Below are 22944 nucleotides of genomic sequence, written 5' to 3'. Positions count from 1 at the left end.
AGGGGAGGAGCTTTCCGGATGTCGAAGGCGCTCATGGGCTATGTGGGTCAGCCGCCCGCATACATGATCCTGCGGGAGTTGAACGCCCTTAAGGCGCGTGTAGCCGAGCTTGAGCGGGCTCTCGCCGTGGCGGAGCGGGAGATCTCCCTTCGCGACGGCGAGGACTTCCGTCCCTCGGTCCAGAAAGAAGCAGCCCTGGCATAGCCGGGGTTTTTCCCTTTTCGGGGCCCTCGCAGGAGGGCCCCTTCTCGTGTGCCCTGCCCGGAAGGCTGTCAGAGGCTCGTGCTAGACTGCCGCCTCACTTCCCCCGCCCGCTTCCGGCGGGTCCAGGAAGCGCACCGGGGTACCGGTTCGGAGGCCCCGCGGCATCCCACACCCGGTCCCCGGGCGGGTGCAGGATGATCAGGACCATCTCGACGAAAGGTCCCGGGCCAGCCGCGTGTTCTTGAAGTCGCTGACCCTGCGTGGGTTCAAGTCGTTCGCGGACAAGACCGTGCTGGACTTCGAGCCTGGAGTCACGGTCATCGTCGGGCCCAACGGCTCTGGCAAGTCGAACGTCGTCGACGCCATCGCCTGGGTCCTCGGCGAGCAGGGGGCCAAGTCGCTGCGGGGCGGCAAGATGGAGGACGTGATCTTCGCCGGCACCGGCCGCCGGCCCGCCCTGGGCCGGGCCGAGGTGGCCCTGACCATCGACAACTCCGCCGGCGTGCTGCCGATCGAGTACACCGAGGTCACGATGGCCAGGCACCTGTACCGGTCGGGCGAGAGCGAGTACTCCCTGAACGGCACCGCCTGCCGGCTGCTCGACCTCCAGGAGCTGCTCTCCGACACCGGGGTCGGCCGCGAGCTGCACACCATCCTCGGCCAGGGCCACCTCGACGACGTCCTGCAGGGCCGCCCCGAGGACCGCAGGGCCGCCGTCGAGGAGGCCGCCGGCATCTACAAGCACCGGCGGCGCAAGGAGAAGGCGCTTCGCAAGCTGGCCGGCATGGAGCAGCACCTCCTGCGGCTCTCCGACCTGGTCGGCGAGCTGCGACGCCAGCTCAAGCCGCTGCAGCAGCAGGCCGAGACCGCCCGCAAGGCCGGCGAGGTGGCCGCCGAGCTGCGCGAGGTCCGGGTGACCCTGCGTACCCGCGAGCTGGCTGCGGCCCGGGAGCGCTCGGCCGCGCTCGAGGCCGAGGAGCGGGCGTTCTCGGCCCGCCTGGCCGCGCTGGAAGCGGCCCACGGCGCGGCCCAAGGGGACGAGCAGCGCATCCAGGCCGTGCTGGCCGCGGAGGAGCCGGCCGCCGGCCGGGCCCGCGACACCGCCCACCGCCTGGCCACCGTCCGCGAGCGCCTGCGCGGCACCATGGCCCTGGCCGAGGAGCGCTCCCGGCACCTCGCCCAGGCCCTGGCCGAGGACGCCGAGGGCCGCTCGCCCACCGACCTCGAGCGCGAGGCGGACGAGTTGGCCGTCGAGCTGGCCGGGGTCGAGCGGGCGCTCGCCGAGGCCACGGCCGCCAGCGAGCAGACCGAGTCGGCCCGGGCCCGGGCCCGGGCCGAGCTGGCCGCCTTCGACGAGGCAGCCACCGGCGCCGAGCGGGACCGGGCCCGCGCCCACCAGCGCGAGGTGGAGCTCGCGGGCGACATCGCGGGCACCAGGCGCGCGATCGAGCAGATGGAGGCCGAGACGGCCCGGCTGCGTGCCCAGGCCACGACCGTCGAGGCCCGCCGAGCCGAGGTGGCCGGCCAGCTCGCCGCCATGCAGGGCGAGATCGCCGAGCTGGAAGCGGGCGAGACCGCCCTGGACGAGGTGCTCGCAAAGGTCCAGGAGGCGCGCGACCGTCAGGCCGCCGAGCGTGCCCGGCTCGCCGCGGAGGAGCGCCGGCTCGAGCGCGAGCGCAGCGCCGTGCACGCCCGCCGCCAGGCGTTCGAGGCGACCGCCCGCGCCGCCGGTGGGGACGCGCTCAGCGCCCTCCAGCGGGCGGGGACGGCCGGGGTCCTCGGCCCTCTCGCACCGTCCCTGTCGGTGGACGCCGGCTACGAGGCGGCGGTGGCCGCCGCGCTCGGCCCCGACGCCGACGCCATCCTGGTCCAGGCGCCCGGCACGGCGGCCACGGCCGCCGCCGTGCTGCGGGACTCCGGCAGCGGCCGGGCCATCCTCCTCCACCCCGGTGCCGAGCCCGGCGGCGAGGGCGACGGCCCGCTGCTGTCGGGCCGGGTCCGGGCCAGCGGCGCCGCCGGCGAGGTGGCCAGGCGGCTGCTCGCCGGCGTGCTCGTGGCCGCCGACCTCGGCGAGGCGATGGCGCTGGCCGAGCGCCACCCCGGCTGCCGTGTGGTCACCCGGGCGGGGGAGCTGGTGGCGCCCGGGCGGGTCGAGGGCGGCCAGGTCCCGGAGGCGAGCGGCCTGGCCGCCCGCCGTGCCGCCGACGAGGCCGCCTTGCGTGAACGACAAGCGGAGACGGCGCTGGCCGCGCTCACCACCGGGCTGCGCGCGGCAGAGCGCGCCCTCGAGCCGCTCGAGGCCGACGTCGACGCGGCGGCCGCGGCCATCCGGGACTCCGACGCACGCGTCTCCGGCGTCACCGAGCGCCTCGCCCTGGTGGACAAGGAGCTCCACCGGCTCGAGCGCGAGGCGGCCGCGGTCGCCGCCCGGCTCGGCGAGCTGGCCGCGGGAGCGGGCGGCGCCGCCGGCCGGCTGGCTGGCGCCGAGGCCCGGCTCGCCGCCCTGAAGGCCGAGCGCCAGGGCGCCCCAGCGCCCGACCCGGCCGCCCGCGAGCCCCTGGCCGACGCGATCGAGCAGGCCCAGCAGGCCGCCACCACTGCCCGGGTGGCCGCCGCCGCGGTGGGCGAGCGCCGCCGCCTGCTGGCCGACCGCGAGCGGGCCCTGCGCGCCCAGGCGGCGGCCGAGGCCGAGGCGGCCGAGCGCCGCGCCCGCGCCCAGGCCCAGCGCCTGGCCGGCGCCGGCCGCGCCGCCGAGGCGGCCCGGCTGGCCGGGACCGTGCTGGGCCGGCTCGAGGGGTCGCTGGCCGCCGCCACCGCCGAGCGGGACCGCCTGGTCGAGGTGGTCCGCCGCGCCCGCGCCGAGCTCGGCGAGGCCCAGGCCCGGCTGCGCTCCGCCCGCGCCGCCCTCGACGACCACCAGGCCGCCACCCGGGCAGGCGACTCGGCCCGGGTGGAGGCCCGGCTGCGCGCCGAGGATCTGGCCAGGCGGCTGGTCGAGGAGTACGCCGTCGACCCAGAGGACGCCCTGCGGGAGTACCTGCCCGACGAGCACGGGCTGGCCTCGGACAGCCTGCCCGAGGGCGACCCGCGCCGGCTGCCCGACGCCGAGCTGCGCCGCGTCGCCACCGCCCTGGAGCGGCGCCTCACCCTGCTCGGCCGGGTCAACCCGCTCGCCCTCGAGGAGTTCAACGCCATGGAGGAGCGCTACGCGTTCCTGTCCGGCCAGCTCCAGGACCTCAAGGAGAGCCGGCGCGACCTGCTCAAGGTCGTCAAGGCAGTCGACGAGCGGGTCCGCGAGGTCTTCGCCGAGGCGTTCGCCGACGTCGCCCGCGAGTTCGAGCGCACCTTCGCCCTGCTGTTCCCCGGTGGCGAGGGTCGGCTCGTGCTCACCGACCCTGAGGACCTGCTGAACTCCGGCGTCGAGGTCGAGGCGCGGCCGCCGGGCAAGCGGGTGCGCCGGCTGTCGCTGCTCTCCGGCGGCGAGCGCAGCCTGGTCGCGCTCGCCTTCTGCTTCGCGATCTTCCGGGCCCGCCCGAGCCCCTTCTACGTCCTCGACGAGGTCGAGGCGGCGCTCGACGACGTGAACCTGCAGCGCTTCCTCGACCTGCTCGACGACACACGCGAGCACGCCCAGCTCCTGGTCGTCTCGCACCAGCGACGCACGATGGAGGCGGCCGACGCCCTCTACGGGGTGTCGATGCAGGACGGCGGGGTCAGCAAGGTGGTCAGCCAGCGGCTGCGGGAGGACACGCGCTGGCCGGCCGGGTCGCGCGAGGACGCGCGCTGGCCGGCCGGCGCGCGTCCGGCCCCTGCCCGCCCGGCCCGCCGACCGGCCCCTGCCCGCCCGGCCGGTCAGCGCCCGCCCCCCGCCGGGCCACGGGTGGCCGAGCCGGAGGCGGACGCCATCGTGCTCGACGACGAGCCGGACCCGACCGGTGCCTCCCAGCCTGGGCGAAATGGTGGCAACCTGGGCGGCGGGGGAACCCCGACGGTGGGAACCGGGGACGCCGTCGCCCCGGTGGAGGTGAGGTAGTGGAGGCTGTGCTCGTCGCTGCCGCGGTGATCCTCGTGGTGGCCCTGGTCGCCGTGGTGCCGCTGGTCGCAGGGCGTCGTCGCCGGCACGATCCCGGTGGTGGCACCCGGGTACTCGACCGCGAGCCGGGCGTCGGCGACGACGCCGGGTCACCCCCACCCCCGACACGCTCGGTCACCGACGTCATCCTGCCCGAGGACCGGCCCGCCGTTACTGCGGTCGACCAGGCGACCCGGCCAGAAGCCCCCGAGCTGGAGGAGATCGCCCCCAGGCGGCGGTTCCGCGAGCGGCTGGGCCGGTCCCGCACCGCGTTCTCCCGGGGCCTGTCGGGCCTGATCGCCCGGGGGGCCGACGACGAGGAGGCCTGGGAGGAGCTCGAGGAGGCGCTGATCGGCGCCGACGTAGGCGTGGCCACCACCGCCGAGCTCGTCCAGCGGCTGCGGGCGCGGGCCAAGGCGGCCAGGGCCGCCGGCCCGGAGCTGCGTGCCCTGCTCCGGACCGAGCTGCTCGACGCGGTCGGCACCGCCGACCGCACCCTCGCCCTCGACCTGCTCGAGGAGAGCGAGCGGCCAGGGATCGTGCTGGTCGTCGGCGTGAACGGCACCGGCAAGACCACCACCTGCGGCAAGCTCGCCCTGGCCCTGTCCGAGGAGGGCAAGCAGCCGGTCCTGGCCGCGGCCGACACCTTCCGCGCGGCAGCCACCGAGCAGCTCGCCCTCTGGGGCGACCGCGTCGGCGCCCCGGTCGTCGGCCACCAGCAGGGCGCCGACCCGACCGCGGTCGCCTTCGACGGCCTGGCCTCGGCCCGGGCCAGGAAGGCCGACGTGCTCCTGGTCGACACCGCCGGGCGCCTCCACACCAAGACCAACCTGATGGAGGAGCTCAAGAAGATGCGCCGGGTCCTGGACCGCGACGGCGGCAACGTCCGCGAGGTCCTGCTCGTGCTCGACGCCACCACCGGCCAGAACGGCCTCGCCCAGGCGAGGCAGTTCGCCGAGGCCGTCGGGGTGACCGGGGTCGTGCTCACCAAGCTGGACGGCACCGCCAAGGGCGGGATCGTCGTCGCGGTCCAGCGCGAGCTCGGCATCCCGGTCAAGCTCGTCGGCCTGGGTGAGGGCGCCCACGACCTGGCACCCTTCGACCCCGAGGCCTTCGTCGACGCTCTCCTGGCCGAGGAGCCCTGACCCAGGCTCGGGCCATCGACGGCCTGGCCGCGGTCGAGGGGGGCCAGGCCGTGGGCGGCGCCACCGGGTCAACCCCACCCCGGTCCCGCCGATACGACAGATGTGTCCAAGCACCGGCGCGCGAGCGCGCGCCCCGTCGACCCGCACCGTGATGCCGTGCCCGGCACCCCCGCGCGCCCCGTCGACCCGCGCCGTGATGCCGCGCCGGCCGTCTGCGCCGACGAGCTCGAGCGCGCCAACCAGGAGCTGGGCGCGCGCAGCCAGCGCGACGCCGACCTCATGGCGGTGCTCTCCCGTGACGTCGGGCAGCCCCTGACGTCGATCGTCGGGTACGCCGAGATGGCGATCGACGAGTGGGAGGCGATCCCCGACGAGCTCAAGCTCGACTGGGTCGACCGGATCCACGTGCAGGCGCGCCGCCTCGGCGAGCTGGTCGATGACATCCTGGCCATGTACCGCCTGGACGCCGGCGCCGTGCAGGCCCGTCGAGTGCCCGTCCTGCTCGACCTGGCGGTCGACCAGGCCCTCCGCGCGGTGCCGCAGCTCGCCGGGGCCACAGCCCGTCCCACCACCCGGGTCGCCGCCCTGGCCGACCCTGCCCACCTGCAGCAGATCCTTGTCAACCTCCTCGCCAACGCGGCCGAGCACGGGCGGCCCCCGGTCCAGGCCGACGCCAGGGAGACCGGCGACGGCTGGGTCGAGCTGCGGGTGCGCGACCACGGCGAGGGGGTGCCCCCCGAGTTCGTCCCGAGGCTGTTCGACCGCTTCGCGCGCGTCGCCACCGGTCCGGCGGCCACCGTGAAGGGGACCGGCCTGGGCCTGTTCATCGCCGAGCGCCTGGCCGAGGCCAACGGCGCCACCCTCCGGTACGAGCCCAACGTGCCGGCCGGCTCCTGCTTCACGCTCAGGCTGGAAGCCGTCCGCCCGCGCCGGCTCGCCCCGCCTGGCACCCCCGCCGGCGGCCTGGCCGGCACCCGGCCCTGAGCTCGGGGCCTCAGCCGGCCCGGGATGCCGGCGGCGCGGGCTGGGCCGGGCGGGCCGGCGCGGGCCTGGGCCGCGACCGGGCCGGCTCCGGCTGCCGGCCCGGCAGGCGCACCACGAAGGTGGCGCCTCGGTCGGGCGCCGACTCGACCTGGATCGAGCCGCCCAGGGCGGTCACGAGCTGGCGGGTGATCCACAGGCCGAGCCCCATGCCGGCGCGGTGGCCGGGCGAGGCACCGACCTGCCGGAAGCGTTCGAACACGTGGGCCAGCTCCGCCCCCGGGATCCCCGGGCCCTGGTCGCACACCTCGATCACCAGGTCGGAGCCGTCCCGCCGCGCGGTCACCCAGACCGGGCTGCCGCCGCCGTAGCGGAGCCCGTTGTCGACCAGGTTGCGCACCACCTGGGCCAGCCGGTCGGGGTCGGTGACCACGATCGGCAGGTCGTCGGTCAGGTCCAGCTCCACCCGGGAGGGCTCGGTCGGCCACTCCTCGGCGTACTCGGTCAGGAGCTTGGCCGGGTCGTGCTCGCCCATGACGATGTCGAGCTTGCCCGCCTCCATCCGGGACGCGGCCAGCAGGTCCTCGACCAGCCGGCTCAGGCGTGCGGTCTGCCGGTCGATCACCTCGGTGAACCTGCGCCGCTCACGCGCGTCGAGCTCCAGGTCGGGCCGGAGCAGCGTGCGGGCGAAGCCGTGGATCACCGTCAGCGGCGTGCGCAGCTCGTGCGAGGTCATGGCGACGAAGTCGTCCTTCAGCCGGTCCAGCTCGTGGAGGCGGGCGAGGGTGGCCGCCTCCCGGTCGGCCAGCCGCGCGCGCTCCAGGACCACTGCGAGCTGGTCGGCGAGCCGCTGGAGCCGGTCGAGGTCGGCATGGTCGTACCGGTGGGGGGTGGACGACTCGACGTTGACCACCCCGATGACCCGCTCGCCGATGCGTAGCGGCACGCAGATCTCTGACCGCGGACCGGGGACCACCGCGAAGTAGTCGGGGTGCTCGGCCGGGTCGCCGAGCAGGATCGGCCGACCCAGTTGGGCGACCTGGCCGACGATGGTGCCCGGGCCGGTCACCACGATCGCCGCGCCAACCTGCCCCGGCCAGTCCCCGAGCGACGAGCTGCAGCGCAGCAGCCCGGGCCGGTCGAGCAGGAAGACCGCCATCGCCTCGTAGTCCATGGTCCTGGCGATCGCGTCGGTCATCGAGCGCAGCACCTCGTCGAGGCTGCCCTTGTCGGCCACCCCGGCCAGGACGATCGTGGAAAACGCCTGCTGCTCCAGGCGCGCCTCCCGTTCCCGCTCCACGGCGGCCGCCAGCTGGGTGGTTTGCTGGGTCATCGCCTGCTCACCGCGGCCGAGCGCCCGCTCCACCGCGATCATGACCGCGGTGATCGCGACCAGGTTGAGGACGCGCACCAGCGAGCCGTCGTAGGCCGACGGCACGGGCAGTCCGCTCCGCCGCATGGCGGTCTCGGCCAGCACCGCAGCTACCGCGAACGCGCCACCCGCCACCGCCGCGGGCCCGCCCGCGGCAAGCGCCCCCTCGATCGGCAGCCAGCCGAGCATGAAGTAGCCGCCGACCGGCTGCCGGCTCATTCCCAGGACGGCCAGCAGCACGAACAGCCCGTCCAGCGCGAGCAGGACCCAGCCCAGGCGGCGCACAGTCCCGGTCCGCCCGGCGGCCAGCGCCCGCTGCTGGACCAGGTTGGCGCCGAGCACCGGCACGGCACTGAGCATCGCCAGCAGCAGCAGCGGGCTCCGCTCGCGGGCGAGTTGGACGAGGAGGAGCGCCGAGACGACCCCGATCCCGACCCAGCGGCCGACCACCAGCGCCGCAGCCCGCTTGGCCGACGCCGAGACCCTTCCTGGCGTGTCCGCCATCCGCCCCTCCACCGACTCGCGTCCCCCGACCGATCCTGGCGGGCCTTGCGGTCCCGCCCGTCTCCTGGCAGGCCTTGCGGTCCCGCCCGTCCCGGCCACCGCTGGGATGCGCCCGCGAAACGCTACCACCATCCCCGCCGCCCGCCCTCCCCCGCAGCCCCGCTTGGGGATGGTGCAACCATGATCGGCGCAAGGCCCACTATGCTTGTCGACGTCGTCGATCAGCCCTTCCATGGAAAAGGATGCACACCCGTGTTCGACACCCTCTCCGACCGCCTGCAGGACGTCTTCTCCAAGCTCCGGGGCCACGGGCGGCTCTCGGAGGCGCAGGTCGACGCCGCCCTGCGTGAGGTGCGCCTCGCCCTGCTCGAGGCAGACGTCAACTTCAAGGTCGTCAAGGACTTCATCGGCCGCGTGCGCGCCCGGGCCGTCGGCGAGGAGGTCACGCGCAGCCTCACCCCGGCCCAGCAGGTCATAAAGATCGTCCACGAGGAGCTCGTCACCACCCTCGGCGGGCGCAACGAGCCGCTCACCTTCGCCCCCAGGCCCCCCACGGTGGTGCTGCTCGCCGGGCTCCAGGGCTCGGGCAAGACCACAACGGCGGCCAAGCTCGCCCGCTGGCTCGCGGGCAAGGGCCGCAAGCCACTGCTGGTCGCCTGCGACCTGCAGCGCCCCGCCGCGGTCAAGCAGCTCCGGGTGCTCGGCGAGCAGGCCAAGGTGCCCGTGTACGCGCCCGAGGACGGCTCCGGGCCCGGCGGGGTGGCGGGTGGGGTCGGAGGATCGGCCGACCCGGTCGCGGTCGCCCTGGGCGCCCGCGCCGAGGCCGAAAGGGCCGGCCGCGACGTCGTCATCGTCGACACCGCCGGCCGGCTCTCCATCGACACCGAGATGATGGCCCAGGCCGCCGCCATCAAGGACGCCGTCGCGCCCACCGAGGTCCTGCTCGTCGTCGACGCGATGACCGGCCAGGACGCGGTGCAGACGGCCGTCGCGTTCCAGGAGGGCGTCGACGTCACCGGCGTCGTCCTCTCCAAGCTCGACGGCGACGCCCGTGGCGGCGCCGCGCTCTCCATCCGCACGGTCACCGGCCGTCCCATCAAGTTCGCCACCACCGGGGAGAAGCTCGGCGACTTCGACGCCTTCCACCCCGACCGGCTCGCCGGCCGCATCCTCGGCATGGGCGACGTGCTCACCCTCATCGAGCGGGCCGAGGAGCTGGTCGACCGCCAGCAGGCCGAGGACATGGAGCGCAAGCTCCGCCAGGCCAGCTTCACCCTCGAGGACTTCCTCGACCAGCTCCAGCAGGTCAAGCGCATGGGCCCTCTCAACCAGGTCCTCGGCATGCTGCCCGGCATGAGCCAGCAGCTCAAGGGGGTCGAGGTCGACGACCGCGACCTGGCCAGGGTGGAGGCGATCATCCGCTCCATGACCCCGCGCGAGCGCGCCAACCCCAAGATCCTCAACGGGTCCAGGCGGGCCCGCATCGCGCGCGGCTCGGGCACCACCACCCAGCAGGTCAACGCGCTGGTCAAGCAGTTCGACGAGGCCCGCAAGATGATGAAGCAGCTCGCCGCCATGAGCCCCAAGCGGCTGCGCAAGATGGGCCTCGGCCGCTGAGATGTCCGCGCTCCTGCACGACGGGCGCGGTTGGCACTACACTCTGCGGCTGTCGTCCCACGTCGACCGCCGTGTGCCGGATGTGGGATGGTCCCGGACGCCACCAGGCAGACGAACGGGGAACGGCAGACCCACCGGGACGGGCGGGCCACCCCGAGAAGGAGCACATCCCAGCATGGCCGTGAAGATCCGCCTCATGCGCATGGGCATGAAGAAGGCGCCGACCTACCGCGTCGTCGTCGCCGACTCGCGCAGCCCCCGCGACGGCCGCTTCATCGAGAACATCGGCACCTACAACCCCGCCACCGAGCCGTCCAGCATCCAGATCGACACCGACAAGGCGCGCGCCTGGATCGCCAAGGGCGCCCAGCCCACCGAGGCGGTCGCCAACCTCCTCGCCGTCGCCGGGGTCGAGGGCATCGCCGAGAAGAAGGCAGCCGCCAAGGCGCTGCGGGCCAAGCGGTACGCGGCCACGGCCGGGCCCAAGAAGCGCTCCTGATGGCGACCCCGGCGAGGGCTGCCCGGCCGCCCCTGGGCGTGCCGACCCTGGAACGTCCAGGGGCGACCCAGGCGAGGGCTGCCCGGCCGGCGCCGGGCTCCCGTGGCGTCCAGGCTGCCGCGCTCCCGTGGCGTCCAGGCTGCGGCGACGTCCATGCCGGCGAGGCGCCGGCCGGGTCCGGCGAGGCGTCGACCGGTCCGGCGAGGCGCCGGCCGGGCAGGCGTCCGGAGGGGGGCCACTAGCCCGATGCGCGACGTCGTCGCCTATCTCGCCCGCGCCCTCGTCGACGACCCCGAGCGGGTCACCGTCGAGGAGTTGCGGGGCAGCCGCGGGGTCACCTACGAGGTGCGCGCCGCCCCCGCCGACGTCGGCAAGCTGATCGGGCGGGGCGGGCGCACCATCAAGGCCCTGCGACGCCTGGTCAGAGCCGTCGCCCCGCTGCCCGGCGCCCTGGGTGCCGGGGTCCAGGCGAGCCGCGTCGAGGTCGAGGTCCTGGCCGAGGGCGAATGACCGAGGTCCCGGCCCGGCTCGTGGTCGGCCGGGTGCTCCGCCCCCACGGTGTGCACGGGGAGGTCACCGTCGAGGTCCTCTCCGACGCGCCCGGGCGGTTCGCGCCCGGCAGCGAGCTCGCCCTCGGCGACCCCGGCACCGGGCACGCCACCGGCACCGGGCACGCCACCGGCACCGGCCTGCGCCCCCTGGTCGTGGCCGCCGCCCGCCGCCACCACGGCCGCCTGCTGCTCACCCTCGACGGGGTCGACGACCGCGACGCCGCCGACAGCCTGCGCGGCGGCCTGCTCTCCATCCCCGTGGAGGAGGCCCGCCCCCTCGAGCCCGGCGAGTTCTGGGCCCACCAGCTCATCGGCCTGCCCGTGCTCGACCGCGACGGCGAGCCCTGCGGGACCGTTGCCGACGTCCTGCCCGGCACCGCCCACGACCTGCTCTCGGTCCGGCTCCCCGACGACCGGACCGCGCTCGTGCCCGCCGTCGCCGCCCTCGTCACCGTCGACCTCGACGCCGGCCGGGTCGTCGTCGACGCCCTTCCCGGCCTGCTCGACCCCTCCTGAAGGCGGCCCCGTGCTGTTCGACGTCGTCAGCATCTTCCCGGGCTTCTTCGACTCGCCGCTGGCCACCGGCCTGCTCGGCAAGGCCGGAGAGCGCGGCCTGGTCACCGTCCGCTGCCACGACCTGCGCGCCTGGACCCACGACCGCCACCGCACCGTCGACGACGCCCCCTTCGGTGGCGGCGCCGGCATGGTCATGCTCCCAGCCCCCTGGTTCGACGCCCTCGACGACCTCACCACCGAGCCGGACGCCCCCGGACCCGCCCACGTCGTCCTGCTCGCTCCCGACGGACGCCGCTTCGACCAGCCCACCGCCGCCCGCCTGGCCCGCATGCCCCGGGTGATCCTCTGCTGCGGCCGCTACGAGGGGGTTGACGAGCGGGTCCGCACCCGCGTCGACGAGGTCCTCTCCATCGGCGACTACGTCCTCGCCGGCGGCGAGACCGCCGCTCTGGTGGTCGTTGACGCCGTCGCCCGCCTCGTCCCCGGTGTCATGGGCAACGCCGCCTCCGCCGGCGACGAGTCGTTCGCCACCCCCGACGTCCCCGCCACCCCCGCCACCCCCGGCGCCGCTGGCACCCGCGACACCCCCGACGCGGCGGGCGACCGGCTCGGCCTGCTCGAGTACCCCCAGTACACCCGCCCCGCCTCCTACCGCGGCCTCGAGGTCCCCGAGGTCCTCCGCTCCGGCGACCACGGCGCCGTCGCCCGCTGGCGCCGCGCCCAGGCCGTGGAGCGCACCCGCCTCGTCCGCCCCGACCTCCTGGCCGGCGCCGACCTCACCGACGAGGAGCACCGCCGCCTGGCCGACCTCTGAACCCGGCCGACCCGAGCACACCCGCCGAGCAGGTGGAGCGGTTCGACGCGGGCGTGTTACCCTCGCAGGTGCCGCCAGCCGACTTGTGGTGCCCACCCATGGGCACACCCCGACCCGCTGGGCCGGCACGCCTCGCGTCTCGAGCCTTTCCCAAAGGGAGCTTCACCCAATGCAGATCACCGACGCGGTCGAACGCGCACAACTGCGCGGCGACCTGCCCGACTTCCGTCCCGGCGACACCGTCAAGGTCCACGTCAGGGTCGTCGAAGGCGCCCGGGAGCGCATCCAGGTCTTCCAGGGCTTCGTGCTCCGCCGCCAGGGAGGTGGCCTGCGCGAGACGTTCACGGTCCGCAAGGTCTCCTTCGGGGTCGGCGTCGAGCGCACCTTCCCCGTCCACTCGCCCAGCATCGCCAGGGTCGAGCTCGTCACCCGGGGCGACGTCCGCCGGGCCAAGCTCTACTACCTGCGCGACCGGACGGGCAAGGCCGCCAAGATCAAGGAAAAGCGCTCCGCGCGAGCATGAGGCGACCCGTCACCAGCGACACCGGCGACCAGGCCGACGGCCCCGGCGGCGCAGACGCCGCCGAGGCCCGCACGCCTGCACGTGACAAGCCGGCCGGCCCGCTCGCGGTCGTCCGTGAGACCGCCGTCCTCATCGTCCTCGCCGTGCTGCTCGCCGTCATCTTCAAGACCTTCCTCATCCAGGCTTTCTACATCCCCTCCGGCTCGATGGAACCCACCCTCGACATCTCCGACCGCGTCCTCGTCGAGAAGGTCACCTACCGGTTCGGCGAGGTCGAGCGCGGCGACGTCGTCGTCTTCGTCCACAACGACCCCAGCCTCGACACCCCTCAGCCCAACCCAGTCGCCAGGTTCTTCATCGGCCTGGGCCAGGCCGTCGGCGTCACCCCACCCTCCGACCGCGACTTCATCAAGCGGGTCGTGGGCGTCCCCGGTGACAAGCTCTCCTGCTCGGGCGGCAGGCTCTACCGCAACGGCTCCCCCACGGACGAGCCCTACCTGCTCGGCGACGCCACCACCGACTGCTCGCCCAGCACCGTCCCCGAGGGCAAGCTGTTCGTCATGGGCGACAACCGCAACAACTCCCAGGACTCCCGCGTCTTCGGCCCCATCGACCGTTCCAGCGTCGTCGGGCGCGCCTTCGTGCGCATCTGGCCGTTCAACCGTGGCGGCTGGCTTCGCCGCGACCGCTGAAAGCCGGACCCATGCCCCCAACCCATCCCAACCGATCAGCCGACCTCGCGCGGATCGCACCCTTCGCGCAGTAGGCTACTCAACGTGCTTGCCTCCGCAGTGTTCGAAGACCGCCTCCGCGACGCCGGCTTCGGCCGCGTCGCCGGGGCGGACGAGGCGGGCAGGGGCGCCCTCGCCGGGCCGCTCGTGGCCGCCGCCGTCGTCCTGCCCGCCGGCCACGCCATCCACGGGCTCGCCGACTCCAAGCTTCTCACCCCGGCCCGCCGCACCGAGCTCGCCGCCCAGATCGAGCAGGCCGCCCTGGCCATCTCCGTCGCCCGCGTCAGCCCAGAGCGGATCGACGCCCACGGCCTCCACCGCTGCAACCTCGCGCTGCTCGCCCGGGTGCTGCGCACCCTCCCCGGCGGCTACGACTACGCCTTGGCCGACGGCTTCCCCATCCCGCGCATGCCAGCCCCCGTCCTCGGCGTCCGCAAAGGCGACCAGGTCGTGGCCTGCGTCGCCGCCGCCTCCATCATCGCCAAGGTCACCCGGGACCGCATCATGACCCGGGCCGCCCGCCGCTACCCCGGCTACGGGTTCGAGCGGCACAAGGGATATGGGACGGATGAGCACTGGGCGGCGCTGCGCGCACTCGGCCCGACGGCCTACCATCGCTACTCCTTCGCGGGCGTGGCCGCGCCCTGGGTCGCCCACCCGCCGGAGGAAACGAACCACCAGCCCGCACAGGAGGGGCGATGAGCGCCGAGGACCTCGAGAAGTACGAGGCGGATATCGAGCTGCAGCTCTACCACGAGTACCGCGACGTGCTCAGCATGTTCCAGTACGTCGTCGAGACCGAGCGGCGCTTCTACCTCGCCAACAAGGTCGACCTGAAGATCCGCAACGAGGACACCGACGTGTACTTCGACCTCATCCTGCACGACGCCTGGGTCTGGGACATGTACCGGTCTGCCCGCTTCGTCACCAAGGTCCGCGTCGTCACCTTCAAGGACGTCAACATCGAAGAGCTCATCCGCAAGGAAGAACTGTGACCACCGCGGAGGCCTGACGCCCATGGGGTTCAACGCCACCCGCCGCTACCGCGACAAGAAGCCAGTCGACATCGCCATCCTGGTCGCCGCCATCGTCATCATCGGCGGCCTGGTCGCCTGGGTCCTGGCCGCCGGCGGCAACTGACCGCCGACCGTCCACAACCTGCCGCCGGCCATCCGCAACCTGGCCGCGAGCCGTCCACAACCTGGCGGCCGTCCACAACCTGGCCGCCGGCCATCCGGCGGGCCCGCTCCGGCGGTACGGTCCGGCCGTGCCCAGCCAGCCGCCCCCGCCCGATCCCCGCGCCGACCTCGGCCGCCGCGGCGAGGCCCTCGCCTGCGACCACCTCGCCGGCACCGGCCTCACCGTCCTCGCCCGCAACTGGCGCTGCCGGGCCGGCGAGATCGACGTCGTCGCCGCCGGCCCCGGCCTGCTCGTGTTCTGCGAGGTCAAGACCCGCCGAGGCAGCGCCTACGGCACCCCGGCCGCCGCCGTCACCCCCCGCAAGCAGGCCCGCCTGCGCGCCCTGGCCGCCGCCTGGCTGGCCGCCACCGAGCACCCGCCCAGCCGGGTCCGCTTCGACGTGGTGACCATCACCTGGCCGCGGGGCGCTGCACCCGTCCTGGAGCACCTTGAAGGGGCCTTCTGACAGTCCTGCCTTCTGAGGTGACCGTTGCTCGTGGATGTGAAGCTCCGGGCTATGGTGTTTGCTGTGGTGTGTTGCCAGTGACCGACCGGGGGCCGGCTGATCGTCTGTGCGTAGGCGATCGCGTCAGAACGTGAACACCTGGTAGCCCTCGGCAACCAGCGTGGCGACCGTGTGGTGCTGCCCGTCGCCGCCCACGACCGGTACGCCTAGACGTTTGGCGGCCTCCGCCGACCCGAACCGTGTCGTCGTGCAGAAGTCGCACGCGCCGCGGATCGTGTCGCGGACCTCGTCGAACAGGCCGCCGTAGTTCCGCGAGAACTGGTCGTACCGCGAGTCGAAGGCCGCCAGCCACGTGACGCCGATGCCGTGGAACCAGATCGTCACGTCCTCGCCCGCCTTCTTGAACTCCTTGGCCGCGGAGAGCGCGTGGACCATGCGGCCCTGGCCGCCCGGGTTTCCCTCGCTGTGCTCCGACATCACGACGATCGCGTACCTCGCCACCGGGTGCTCCTTCCGCTCTGCCGGCCGGGTCGGCCGGACCCATCATGCCTCGCCGATACAACCGCCCGCACGAGCGGAACTCATCGCCGAACCCGCCGGTGGTTCTGCGGCCTGGACGTCAAGGCTGGAGGGTCTGCGGCAGCCCGAACCGGTAGAATAGCTCGGAAATCCCGAACCGTGTCACCGAAGCGACCGTTGCACCGCGGATCGAGAGCACCAGAACGGCGTGCGCCTGGTGGACGCCGGTCGCAGGGTCTTCGAGGTACAGGGCGATCGCCGGCTGACGGTTCGCGCGGGTCTCCACGGCTCGGAATCGGTCCAGGTGGCCGTCGCCCGGGCCGGTGCGCAAGAACGACGCGATCGCTTCACGGCCCACCAGACGCACCGGCGTCGGCGGCATCGTCAAGAGCGCGTCCTCAGCAAGCAGCCGGACCAGCGCCGACACGTCCGCGGCCTGCCAGGCCGCGCTGAAGCGCCGCACAAGCGAGCGTTCGACGGTCGCTGTGGCGGGGGCGTGGACCCGCGTGATCCGCCCGGCTCGGCGTTCCCGCTCACACGTTGAGCGCGCTCGCTGCAGCGCACTGTTGACGGCGGCGACGCTGGTGCCGAGCAGGTCGGCAACCTCGGCAGCTGGGAAGCCGAACACGTCGCGCAGCAGCAGCACGGCGCGCTGCCGGGCCGGCAGCAGCTGGACGGCGACGACGAACGCCAGTTCGACTGTCTCGCGCCGCTCCACGACGGCCTCGGGTCCCTGCTGCGGGGCGTGGTTCAGGTCGAGCAGTCGGTCGGGATACGGGTCGAGGTGGACGGCGTCACCCTCGACGCGCTTGGGCGCACGGGCCGCTTCGAACCCTTGGAGGGAAACCTCGGCGCGCCGTGTTCTGCGCGCCAGTGCCGAGAGACAGACGTTGGTGGCGATGCGATACAGCCACGCCCGCAGCGGCTGGCGGGGCTGGAATCGTCCGAGGTGGCGCCACGCACGCAGCAGGGTGTCCTGGAGTGCGTCATCGGCGTCCTGCACGGTCCCCAGCATCCGGTAGCAGTGCACGTGCAGCTCCCGCTGGAGCGGAGCCGTCAGGCGTTCGAACGCGCGCTGGTCTCCGGCGCGGGCGGCCGCGAGCACGCCACGATCGTGATCGGTCGTCGCGGGCGGGAGGATCGCGCGGCTCATCGCGGGCGCTCGGCTCCCAGTGCGCTGGTACCAGGATCACGGTCGCGTTCCAACATCGTCCCCGCATCGTCCCACCATCGCGCCGGCCGTGCGTCTGTCCCCGGCCGGCCGAGCGCAGTGGTGACCAGGGGACCGCCGGCCTTGGCGATACCGGGTAGGCTTCGGGCCGGCTGCTCGGGGCCGAGGCGCTGGTAGGGCTCTACGTCCCCAAAACGTGGGGAGGAGCCTCGCGGTCTTGCCATCGGGGAGGTCGCCGGCGGTATCCCCTCCCTTGCCCGGGACCGCCGCTACGGATGGTGTCGTCGCGGGCCGTACTTCTGTCGGTACGCTCGAGGACCCAGACCGGTGGCCTGGGTGAACGCGCGTCGGAATGCTGTCGGGTCGCCGTAGCCGACTTGGGCTCTGAGGTGGTCGACGGGGTCGGTGGTCGTTTCGAGCAGTCGCTTGGCCGCCTCGATGCGGATCCTCTGAAGGTAGCCGCGGGGCGTCTGGCCGGTGGCCGTCTTGAAGCGACGGTTGAGCGTGCGGATGCTGACGCTGGCGTGGGCGGCCAGCCCGTCCACCGAGACGCCTGCCGCCAGGCCAACCCGTCAGCGATGGTCCCGCCACGTTCCCCACCGCGTGGTTCACCCATCGCCAGCACGCGCTCGACTGGCTGAGAGACGAATGATGGCGCTCACCGCCGCCGCGCTGGTCGCGATGGTCCTCAGCTTCGTCGTCTTCGCCACCGCGGCCGCCTGGTATGCGGCGCCCAGGATGCGGGCTGTGGCTCTCGGCGCTGCCATCACCCCCCTGCTGTGGATCCACGCCTTCCGCCACGTCGCCCTGCAGCTGTTCTCGGCGCAGGAGTTCGGCTTTGCCATCCCGGACCTCACCCGCGACGAGATCGTCTACGGGGACCTGGTCGGAATGGTGCTGGCCCTCGCAACGCTGTATGCCCTGCGCTATCGGTGGCGCTTTGCGATTCCTCTGGCATGGGTGTTCGTGGTGGCAACGGTGATCGACCTCAGCAACGCCGCGCTCATGGGCATACGCGAGGACCTGTTCGACAAGGCAGCCGATGTTTCGTGGCTGATCCTGACCTTCTACGTCCCGGGTCTGTGGGTCAGTGTGGTCCTGGTGGCGTGGCGGCTGTGGACGCGGGAGGAGTCTGGCAGTCGCACCCTCCGGTGAGGCCTCGACCGGTGCCGTTCCGGTGAGCATCTCCACGTTGGCGATCGGGGACCTCGCGGTCGGCCGGGGCCTTGGACGGCCTGGCTTGGACGCCCGTCGGCGGCGGCCAACGGGTCGGACCGGACCACAAGGTCCACCGGCAGGAGCACCAGCGCGGTACGTCGGCGTACTGGGAGTGGCGCACCTTGATGCCGTGCCGTGCGGCAAGCTGCCCGACCACGAAGAAGCCGAGCATTCTCGCGCTCGTCAACTCCACGACCGGAGAATTGACCATGTGCTCGTTGGCATGGGCGAGCTGCCAGGCGGCGGACGACACCGAGGAGCTCGTGCCGGGCCACCTCGCCGATGGCGTCTTTGAGACCGCGAGCGGCACGATGAGCGAGCGGGCCGTGACCAGCGACAAGCCGATCGCGAGCCCGACCGTGGTGGCCAGCAGCACGCCGTACAACAGCGCACGCCGCTTGGCGTTGGCCTCCAGGGTCGAACTGGTGGCGATGATGTAGGCGCTGACCCGCTGTTCGACCTGGCGCAGCCGGTCACGGCAAAGACCGCCAAGCCCAGCAGCGGCACGATCAGCGTGAAGGCGAATCTCGACCGGATCGGCACGTTATGCAGCACGCTTGTCCCTGACCGTTGTCGCTCGGCTGGCCGTCGGCCTCCCACGCCCGGTCGGACGCAGGCGGACCCCTGCTGATTGCACCGGGATGGGGGTGGGTCGCGCGTGCGCGAACGGAAGGATTCCATCGGCAACATGGCGTCGAGCCTCGGCGCATGTCGGCGGTCAATGCACGCCGCGGCCCGCCGCGGTGAGTTCGGGACTATGCGCCCTGGGTGGGTTGAGGCACGCCGCCGGGGTCGGGGCCGGGGTCGCCCCCGGCGGCGGCGACCTGCAGTCGGTCGAGGTAGTCGTCCCAGCCGCGGCGGACGGGGACGACGCCGGGCGGCGGCACGTGGTCTTGGGTGAGCCGGACCAGCGTGTCGTCGCCGTCGGGGATGAGGTCAGTCTGGACGAGGGTGGAGCCCGGCGGGATCGGGTGGTCTGGGATCTCAAAGCCCCAGGTGAAGACGACCCGGCGGTACGGCTCGACCTCCACGAACTGGCCGCTGGCGGTGACCCCCGCTCGGATGTGGACCCGGTAGATACCGCCGGGGCGGGGGGTCGAGCTCGGCCTGGGTACCCTGCCAGCGCACCCACTTGTCAGGCTCGGTAAGGAACCCGAACACCGTCTGTGGGGTGGCCTTGACCCACCGCTCCACGACCACTGGTGGGCTCACCGCCGGCCCGCCTGGCGTCCCGTCTGGTCGGCCTCGGCCACCTCGGCCAGCCGGTCGAGGTCCTGACGCCACATCGCCTCGAGCATCGGCGCCAGCCGCGCCAGTGCATCCCGGTTCGCCCGGTACATCCGGCGTTTGCCGTCCGGTCTGACGGTGACCAGCCCGGCCTCGCGCAGCACGCCGAGATGCAGCGACACAGCGGCGAAGCTGACCGGGAACCGCGAGGCCACCTCGCCCACGCTCAGCTCCCGGTCCCACAGCAGCCGCAGGATCTCCCGGCGGCGCGGCTCGACGACGACCTGCAGCATGTCCACGCGGACATTCTAGCGATGACTTGAACGTAAGGCACGACGCGCGATACGCTTCAGTCACCACTTGAACGACTGGGAGGAGTCTCCATGGCACGGATCGTCTTCGAGGTCGACATCGCAGCCGACGCCAGCCCGATCGTGGCCGCCCTCGGCACCGAGCAGGGCATCGCGTCGTGGTGGACCGACGACGTCGCCTTCGCCGGCGGGGTCGGCTCGACCATGACGCTCGGCTTCCCGACCGCACCGAAGCCGTTCGCGCTGCGGGTCGCCGAGGTGGGCCCGGAGCGGGTCCGCTGGGAGTCGATCGGCGACTTCCCGCCGCACTGGGTCGGCACCCAGATCGTGTGGACGCTGTCGGCCAACCCTGACAGCGGCACCAAGCTCCATTTCGCGCACGAGGGCTGGGCCGACGACAGTGGCCCGTTCCCGATGGCGGCGTTCACCTGGGCCCACCTGCTGTTGATGCTCAGGACCTACGCCGAGACCGGCCAGGCCGCCCCCCTGTTCCGCAAGGCCTGACCGTTCAACCGGGAAGGCTTGCCGTGCTCGCCCGCGCCGGGTCCCATATCCACCGCAGTGAAGGGAAGGAGGGCAGGCGCCAATCGACGGCAGCGCCGGAGCCAGACGCCATCCACCCCGCCTCGCCAGGGGCTGGCCACCAAGCTCGACCAACTCGCCGCCGCGCTCGCCGGGCGGCCCAACCACCGGAGAGGCATGATGCGACAGACCAACCTGGCCAACGAACCGGCCGACTACCTCGCCCGCCGCGACGAGCTCCGGCTCGCCGAGATCGAGCTGATGCGCCAGCGCGAACGGGTCGCCGAACTGCGCCGCCGGCTCCCCGACGGCGCCACGGTCGACGACTACGTGTTCCAGGAGGGACCGGCCGACCTGGATGCCGGCGACACGCCGGCCCGTCCGGTGCGGCTGAGCGAGCTGTTCAGCGGTCCTCGCCGGTCGCTGGTCGTCTACCACCTGATGTACGGCAAGCGGCAGACCAGCCCCTGCCCGATGTGCACCATGTGGATCGACGGGTTCAACGGCGTCGCCCCCCACCTGGCGCAGAACGTCGACTTCGCCATCGCCGCCGCCGCCGACCCGCCGGCCCTGCGCGCGCACGCCCGCCGCCGAGGCTGGCGCAACCTGCGGCTGCTCAGCTGCGGGGACAGCACCTTCAAGTACGACCTCGGCAGCGAGGACGACCAGGGCAACCAGGACTCGACCATCTCGGTCTTCACCCGCGACGGCCACGACACCCTGCGGCACTTCTACACCACCCACCCACGCATGGCCGACGACATCGACCAGCGCGGCATCGACCTGCTCAGCCCGGTCTGGAACACCCTCGACCTCACCCCGCAGGGCCGCGGCGACTGGTACGCCGAACTCTCCTACCACAACAGAGATTGAAGGTTCGGATTCGCTGGTCGCGATTCCGCGTGCACCCGGAACCCTTGCCTGTCGGAGGCGCCCCGGCTGGTGGGGGAGCTGGCGGCCCGGGATCGTTGCCTTCAACAGCGCGTTGGAGGAGGCGCGCATCGCCGCCGCTCACCGCGCGCCTCCGTGCCGGCTTGCGCTGGTGTCCAGGCCGAGCCGGGCGGCGGCCAGCAGCACCTCGGCGCGGTCCTGGCCGACCACCAGCGACGGCGCGGGCTGGTCGGCGCAGAACAGCACCACCCCGTCGACCTCGGCGACCCAGGTGTCGCTGCCGGCTGGGTGGTGGGCGCCGACTGCGGTGGGGAAGGACCGGTCGGCTTGGAGCAGCACGACGCGATGGCCGGATGGGTCCTGGTGGGTGTGCGCCACCACCGGCAGGCCGCCCAACGCGCCCCGGCCCGAGCCGCGCCAGTGCAGGTCGCCGAGCTGCCTGGCCGGTGGCGGGTTGGGCGGGCCGCTCCAGGCCCCAATGCCGGCTTGGTAGTGGCCCAGCAGGCCCGCAATCTCCTGGTTGAGCTGGGTGACCGTGCCGCCGCGTTCAAGTCCTGATCCGCGACCGGGACGCCAAGTTCACCAGGGCGTTCGACGATGTCTGGCGCTCGACTGGTGCCGAGATCATCTGCACGCCGATTCGGGCGCCCAACGCCAACGTCGTCGCCGAACGGTGGGTCGGGACCGTCCGCCGAGAGTGCCTCGACCACCTCTTGAGTGTCTGGTGCCCTAACCGGCCGGAGCCGGGCGACCACGACCACATGGCCCGGCTTCCCATCGCGCTTGGCCTCATGGTATCTCTGCCCCGGCTACAACACCGGCCACCGCAACACAATCGGCGCGTCCGCGGCAGGGTCACCGGTCCACGGTGAGGATGCGGTCGGCGACCTCGGCGAGATCGGCGCCGGTCACGTCTGGGGCCGGAACCAGCGGGTCGAGCACCTTGCCCGGGCGGGCCACGAACGCGGTCGCGCAGCCCGCCCGTGCCGCGCCGGCCACGTCCCACGCGTGCGCCGCGATCAGCCGCACCTCGCCGACGGGCACGCCCAGCCGCTCGGCGGCCAGCAGGTACGGCTCCGGCGCGGGCTTGAGGCGGCGCACCATGTCGGCCGAGAGCACCTGCTCGAAGGAGCCGATGATGCCGGCGTGCTGCAGCTGCGCCCGGGCGACCTGCTCGGTCGAGTTGGTCAGCGCAGCCAGCCGGAACCCGCTGGCGCGCAGCCGCTCCAGCGCTGCCGGCACCTCCGGGTGCGCCGGTAGCCGGCGCAGCTGCGCGGCGATCGCGTCGCGGTCCTCCTCGCGCAGTTGCACCCCTGCTCGGCGACCATCGCGAACGCGGCCAGCGCCACGGCGCCGAACTGGCTGTAGACGCCGGTGACGGTCGCCACCAGCGCCGACTGGATCATCTGCGCGAACCACACCCGCCGCATCCCCGCGTCGCCGAAGACCCGCTCGAAGTGGGGGTCCAGGCCGGCCAGGTCCAGCAGCGTCTCGTTGACGTCGAACACCTGCACACGGCGCATGGTGACCTCCTCGAGCTGCCCGGACCACGGTAGCCTGCCCATCCTGTGGGGTCGGCAACTGAGCGGATCGCGCGATGGCGTATGACGAGGGCCTCGCCACCAGGATCCGGGACGCGATCGGCGACCGGCCGGGGCTGGCCGAGAAGCGGATGTTCGGCGGCCTCGCCTACGCCGCGTCCCTGCCGCCCAAGGCGCCGTGACCCCGCCGGGCGATCCACTCGACCCGATCGCGCTCGCCGCCGAGATCGACCGCGAGACCCGCGCGCTGCCCGACCAGGGGGTCCAGCCTGTCCGCGCGGTCCGGCGCGCCTGGTCCAGGCGCCTGCGGTCGGCGCCCGCCGAGGCGGTCGCGGACGTGGCCATGGCGCTGGTCCACCGGCAGCGGTGG

Annotated in this window: 28 protein-coding genes and 3 pseudogenes; 22 read left to right on the top strand and 9 right to left on the bottom strand. The window is 73.5% G+C overall.

Features of this window, described 5'->3' with window-relative positions:
- The first annotated feature begins 18 nt into the window (after positions 1-18).
- The 4 genes from VG276_14740 (at position 19) to VG276_14725 (ending at position 6405) form a co-directional block, all read left to right on the top strand.
- Entirely contained in the window at positions 19-204 is a 186-nt protein-coding gene (locus tag VG276_14740; GenBank protein HEV8650617.1) for a hypothetical protein, read from the top strand.
- 235 nt (positions 205-439) lie between these two features.
- The gene (smc, locus tag VG276_14735; GenBank protein ID HEV8650616.1) at positions 440-4237 is read left to right on the top strand and encodes a chromosome segregation protein SMC; all 3798 of its coding nucleotides are present in this window, start codon (positions 440-442) and stop codon (positions 4235-4237) included.
- A complete protein-coding gene (gene ftsY / locus VG276_14730) occupies positions 4237-5421 on the top strand; it encodes a signal recognition particle-docking protein FtsY (protein ID HEV8650615.1) in 1185 nt (394 codons plus the stop codon). The genes smc and ftsY overlap by 1 nt, the downstream gene beginning before the upstream one ends.
- Before the next feature lie 156 nt (positions 5422-5577).
- Positions 5578-6405, top strand: coding sequence for a HAMP domain-containing sensor histidine kinase (locus tag VG276_14725; GenBank protein HEV8650614.1), 828 nt, complete (start codon positions 5578-5580; stop codon positions 6403-6405).
- Between the two features lie 10 nt (positions 6406-6415).
- Here VG276_14725 and VG276_14720 read toward each other — a convergent pair whose 3' ends face one another.
- Positions 6416-8278 carry a GAF domain-containing sensor histidine kinase gene (locus VG276_14720; GenBank protein HEV8650613.1) on the bottom strand — a complete coding sequence of 621 codons (1863 nt, stop codon included), beginning with the start codon at positions 8276-8278 and terminating at the stop codon, positions 6416-6418.
- 252 nt (positions 8279-8530) lie between these two features.
- Here VG276_14720 and ffh point away from each other — a divergent pair.
- The 11 genes and pseudogenes from ffh to VG276_14665 all read left to right on the top strand — a co-directional run bounded on the left by ffh (position 8531) and on the right by VG276_14665 (position 15174).
- A pseudogene (gene ffh / locus VG276_14715) lies at positions 8531-9847 on the top strand (signal recognition particle protein).
- A gap of 223 nt (positions 9848-10070) precedes the next feature.
- Positions 10071-10307: pseudogene (gene rpsP / locus VG276_14710) on the top strand (30S ribosomal protein S16).
- Positions 10308-10640: 333 nt separating this feature from the next.
- A complete protein-coding gene (locus VG276_14705; GenBank protein ID HEV8650612.1) occupies positions 10641-10904 on the top strand; it encodes a KH domain-containing protein in 264 nt (87 codons plus the stop codon).
- The gene (gene rimM, locus VG276_14700) at positions 10901-11461 is read left to right on the top strand and encodes a ribosome maturation factor RimM (protein HEV8650611.1); all 561 of its coding nucleotides are present in this window, start codon (positions 10901-10903) and stop codon (positions 11459-11461) included. Before VG276_14705 ends, rimM begins: the two co-directional genes overlap by 4 nt.
- Before the next feature lie 10 nt (positions 11462-11471).
- Entirely contained in the window at positions 11472-12275 is an 804-nt protein-coding gene (gene trmD, locus VG276_14695; GenBank protein ID HEV8650610.1) for a tRNA (guanosine(37)-N1)-methyltransferase TrmD, read from the top strand.
- 169 nt (positions 12276-12444) lie between these two features.
- Entirely contained in the window at positions 12445-12798 is a 354-nt protein-coding gene (gene rplS / locus VG276_14690; protein HEV8650609.1) for a 50S ribosomal protein L19, read from the top strand.
- A complete protein-coding gene (lepB, locus tag VG276_14685) occupies positions 12795-13490 on the top strand; it encodes a signal peptidase I (protein HEV8650608.1) in 696 nt (231 codons plus the stop codon). The genes rplS and lepB overlap by 4 nt, the downstream gene beginning before the upstream one ends.
- Positions 13491-13589: 99 nt before the next feature.
- Positions 13590-14231 (top strand): ribonuclease HII, encoded by a 642-nt coding sequence (locus VG276_14680; protein ID HEV8650607.1) that lies wholly within the window; start codon positions 13590-13592, stop codon positions 14229-14231.
- Positions 14228-14524: a DUF2469 domain-containing protein gene (locus tag VG276_14675; GenBank protein HEV8650606.1), complete on the top strand. Its 297-nt coding sequence runs from the start codon at positions 14228-14230 to the stop codon at positions 14522-14524. Before VG276_14680 ends, VG276_14675 begins: the two co-directional genes overlap by 4 nt.
- 22 nt (positions 14525-14546) lie before the next feature.
- Positions 14547-14669, top strand: coding sequence for a hypothetical protein (locus VG276_14670; protein HEV8650605.1), 123 nt, complete (start codon positions 14547-14549; stop codon positions 14667-14669).
- 127 nt (positions 14670-14796) lie between these two features.
- Positions 14797-15174 (top strand): YraN family protein, encoded by a 378-nt coding sequence (locus VG276_14665; GenBank protein ID HEV8650604.1) that lies wholly within the window; start codon positions 14797-14799, stop codon positions 15172-15174.
- Between the two features lie 123 nt (positions 15175-15297).
- On the opposite strand, the gene VG276_14660 is transcribed toward VG276_14665, so the two are convergent.
- The 3 genes from VG276_14660 to VG276_14650 all read right to left on the bottom strand — a co-directional run bounded on the left by VG276_14660 (position 15298) and on the right by VG276_14650 (position 17409).
- A complete protein-coding gene (locus tag VG276_14660; protein HEV8650603.1) occupies positions 15298-15675 on the bottom strand; it encodes a DsrE family protein in 378 nt (125 codons plus the stop codon).
- A 118-nt stretch (positions 15676-15793) separates the two neighbouring features.
- Complete coding sequence (locus VG276_14655) at positions 15794-16846, bottom strand: RNA polymerase subunit sigma-70 (protein HEV8650602.1); 1053 nt, start codon at positions 16844-16846, stop codon at positions 15794-15796.
- Between the two features lie 287 nt (positions 16847-17133).
- Positions 17134-17409: a helix-turn-helix transcriptional regulator gene (locus VG276_14650; protein HEV8650601.1), complete on the bottom strand. Its 276-nt coding sequence runs from the start codon at positions 17407-17409 to the stop codon at positions 17134-17136.
- 103 nt (positions 17410-17512) lie between these two features.
- Between VG276_14650 and VG276_14645 the strand changes: the two genes are divergently transcribed.
- Positions 17513-18019, top strand: a complete 507-nt coding sequence (locus VG276_14645) for a hypothetical protein (protein ID HEV8650600.1) — start codon at positions 17513-17515, stop codon at positions 18017-18019.
- A gap of 71 nt (positions 18020-18090) precedes the next feature.
- The gene (locus VG276_14640; GenBank protein ID HEV8650599.1) at positions 18091-18522 is read left to right on the top strand and encodes a hypothetical protein; all 432 of its coding nucleotides are present in this window, start codon (positions 18091-18093) and stop codon (positions 18520-18522) included.
- Between the two features lie 315 nt (positions 18523-18837).
- Here the strand turns inward: VG276_14640 and VG276_14635 are convergent, their stop codons facing one another.
- Positions 18838-19221, bottom strand: a complete 384-nt coding sequence (locus tag VG276_14635) for an SRPBCC domain-containing protein (protein ID HEV8650598.1) — start codon at positions 19219-19221, stop codon at positions 18838-18840.
- Positions 19222-19290: 69 nt separating this feature from the next.
- Complete coding sequence (locus VG276_14630) at positions 19291-19602, bottom strand: metalloregulator ArsR/SmtB family transcription factor (protein HEV8650597.1); 312 nt, start codon at positions 19600-19602, stop codon at positions 19291-19293.
- Between the two features lie 90 nt (positions 19603-19692).
- Between VG276_14630 and VG276_14625 the strand changes: the two genes are divergently transcribed.
- The gene (locus VG276_14625) at positions 19693-20124 is read left to right on the top strand and encodes an SRPBCC domain-containing protein (protein HEV8650596.1); all 432 of its coding nucleotides are present in this window, start codon (positions 19693-19695) and stop codon (positions 20122-20124) included.
- A gap of 198 nt (positions 20125-20322) precedes the next feature.
- Positions 20323-21015, top strand: a complete 693-nt coding sequence (locus VG276_14620; protein ID HEV8650595.1) for a DUF899 family protein — start codon at positions 20323-20325, stop codon at positions 21013-21015.
- Positions 21016-21153: 138 nt separating this feature from the next.
- Here VG276_14620 and VG276_14615 read toward each other — a convergent pair whose 3' ends face one another.
- On the bottom strand, positions 21154-21372 hold the full coding sequence (locus VG276_14615; protein ID HEV8650594.1) for a hypothetical protein: 219 nt from the start codon (positions 21370-21372) through the stop codon (positions 21154-21156).
- Positions 21373-21378: 6 nt separating this feature from the next.
- Here VG276_14615 and VG276_14610 point away from each other — a divergent pair, with 6 nt between their 5' ends.
- Positions 21379-21591 (top strand): hypothetical protein, encoded by a 213-nt coding sequence (locus VG276_14610; GenBank protein ID HEV8650593.1) that lies wholly within the window; start codon positions 21379-21381, stop codon positions 21589-21591.
- A 297-nt stretch (positions 21592-21888) separates the two neighbouring features.
- Here VG276_14610 and VG276_14605 read toward each other — a convergent pair whose 3' ends face one another.
- Positions 21889-22302 carry an HAD-IA family hydrolase gene (locus tag VG276_14605; protein HEV8650592.1) on the bottom strand — a complete coding sequence of 138 codons (414 nt, stop codon included), beginning with the start codon at positions 22300-22302 and terminating at the stop codon, positions 21889-21891.
- The gene (locus tag VG276_14600) at positions 22221-22556 is read right to left on the bottom strand and encodes a hypothetical protein (GenBank protein HEV8650591.1); all 336 of its coding nucleotides are present in this window, start codon (positions 22554-22556) and stop codon (positions 22221-22223) included. The genes VG276_14605 and VG276_14600 overlap by 82 nt, the downstream gene beginning before the upstream one ends.
- A 74-nt stretch (positions 22557-22630) precedes the next feature.
- On the opposite strand from VG276_14600, the pseudogene VG276_14595 reads away from it, so the two are divergent.
- Both VG276_14595 and VG276_14590 read left to right on the top strand, forming a co-directional pair.
- Positions 22631-22726, top strand: a pseudogene (locus VG276_14595) (RNA methyltransferase).
- 26 nt (positions 22727-22752) lie between these two features.
- On the top strand, positions 22753-22944 hold a 192-nt coding region (locus tag VG276_14590; GenBank protein HEV8650590.1), incomplete at its 3' end, for a hypothetical protein.

Source organism: Actinomycetes bacterium, assembly GCA_036000965.1.
In the GTDB taxonomy this organism is placed as follows: Bacteria; Actinomycetota; CALGFH01; order CALGFH01; family CALGFH01; genus DASYUT01.
The sequence above is the reverse complement of the archived record's forward strand: the minus strand, read 5'-3'. Positions and strand labels throughout refer to the sequence as shown.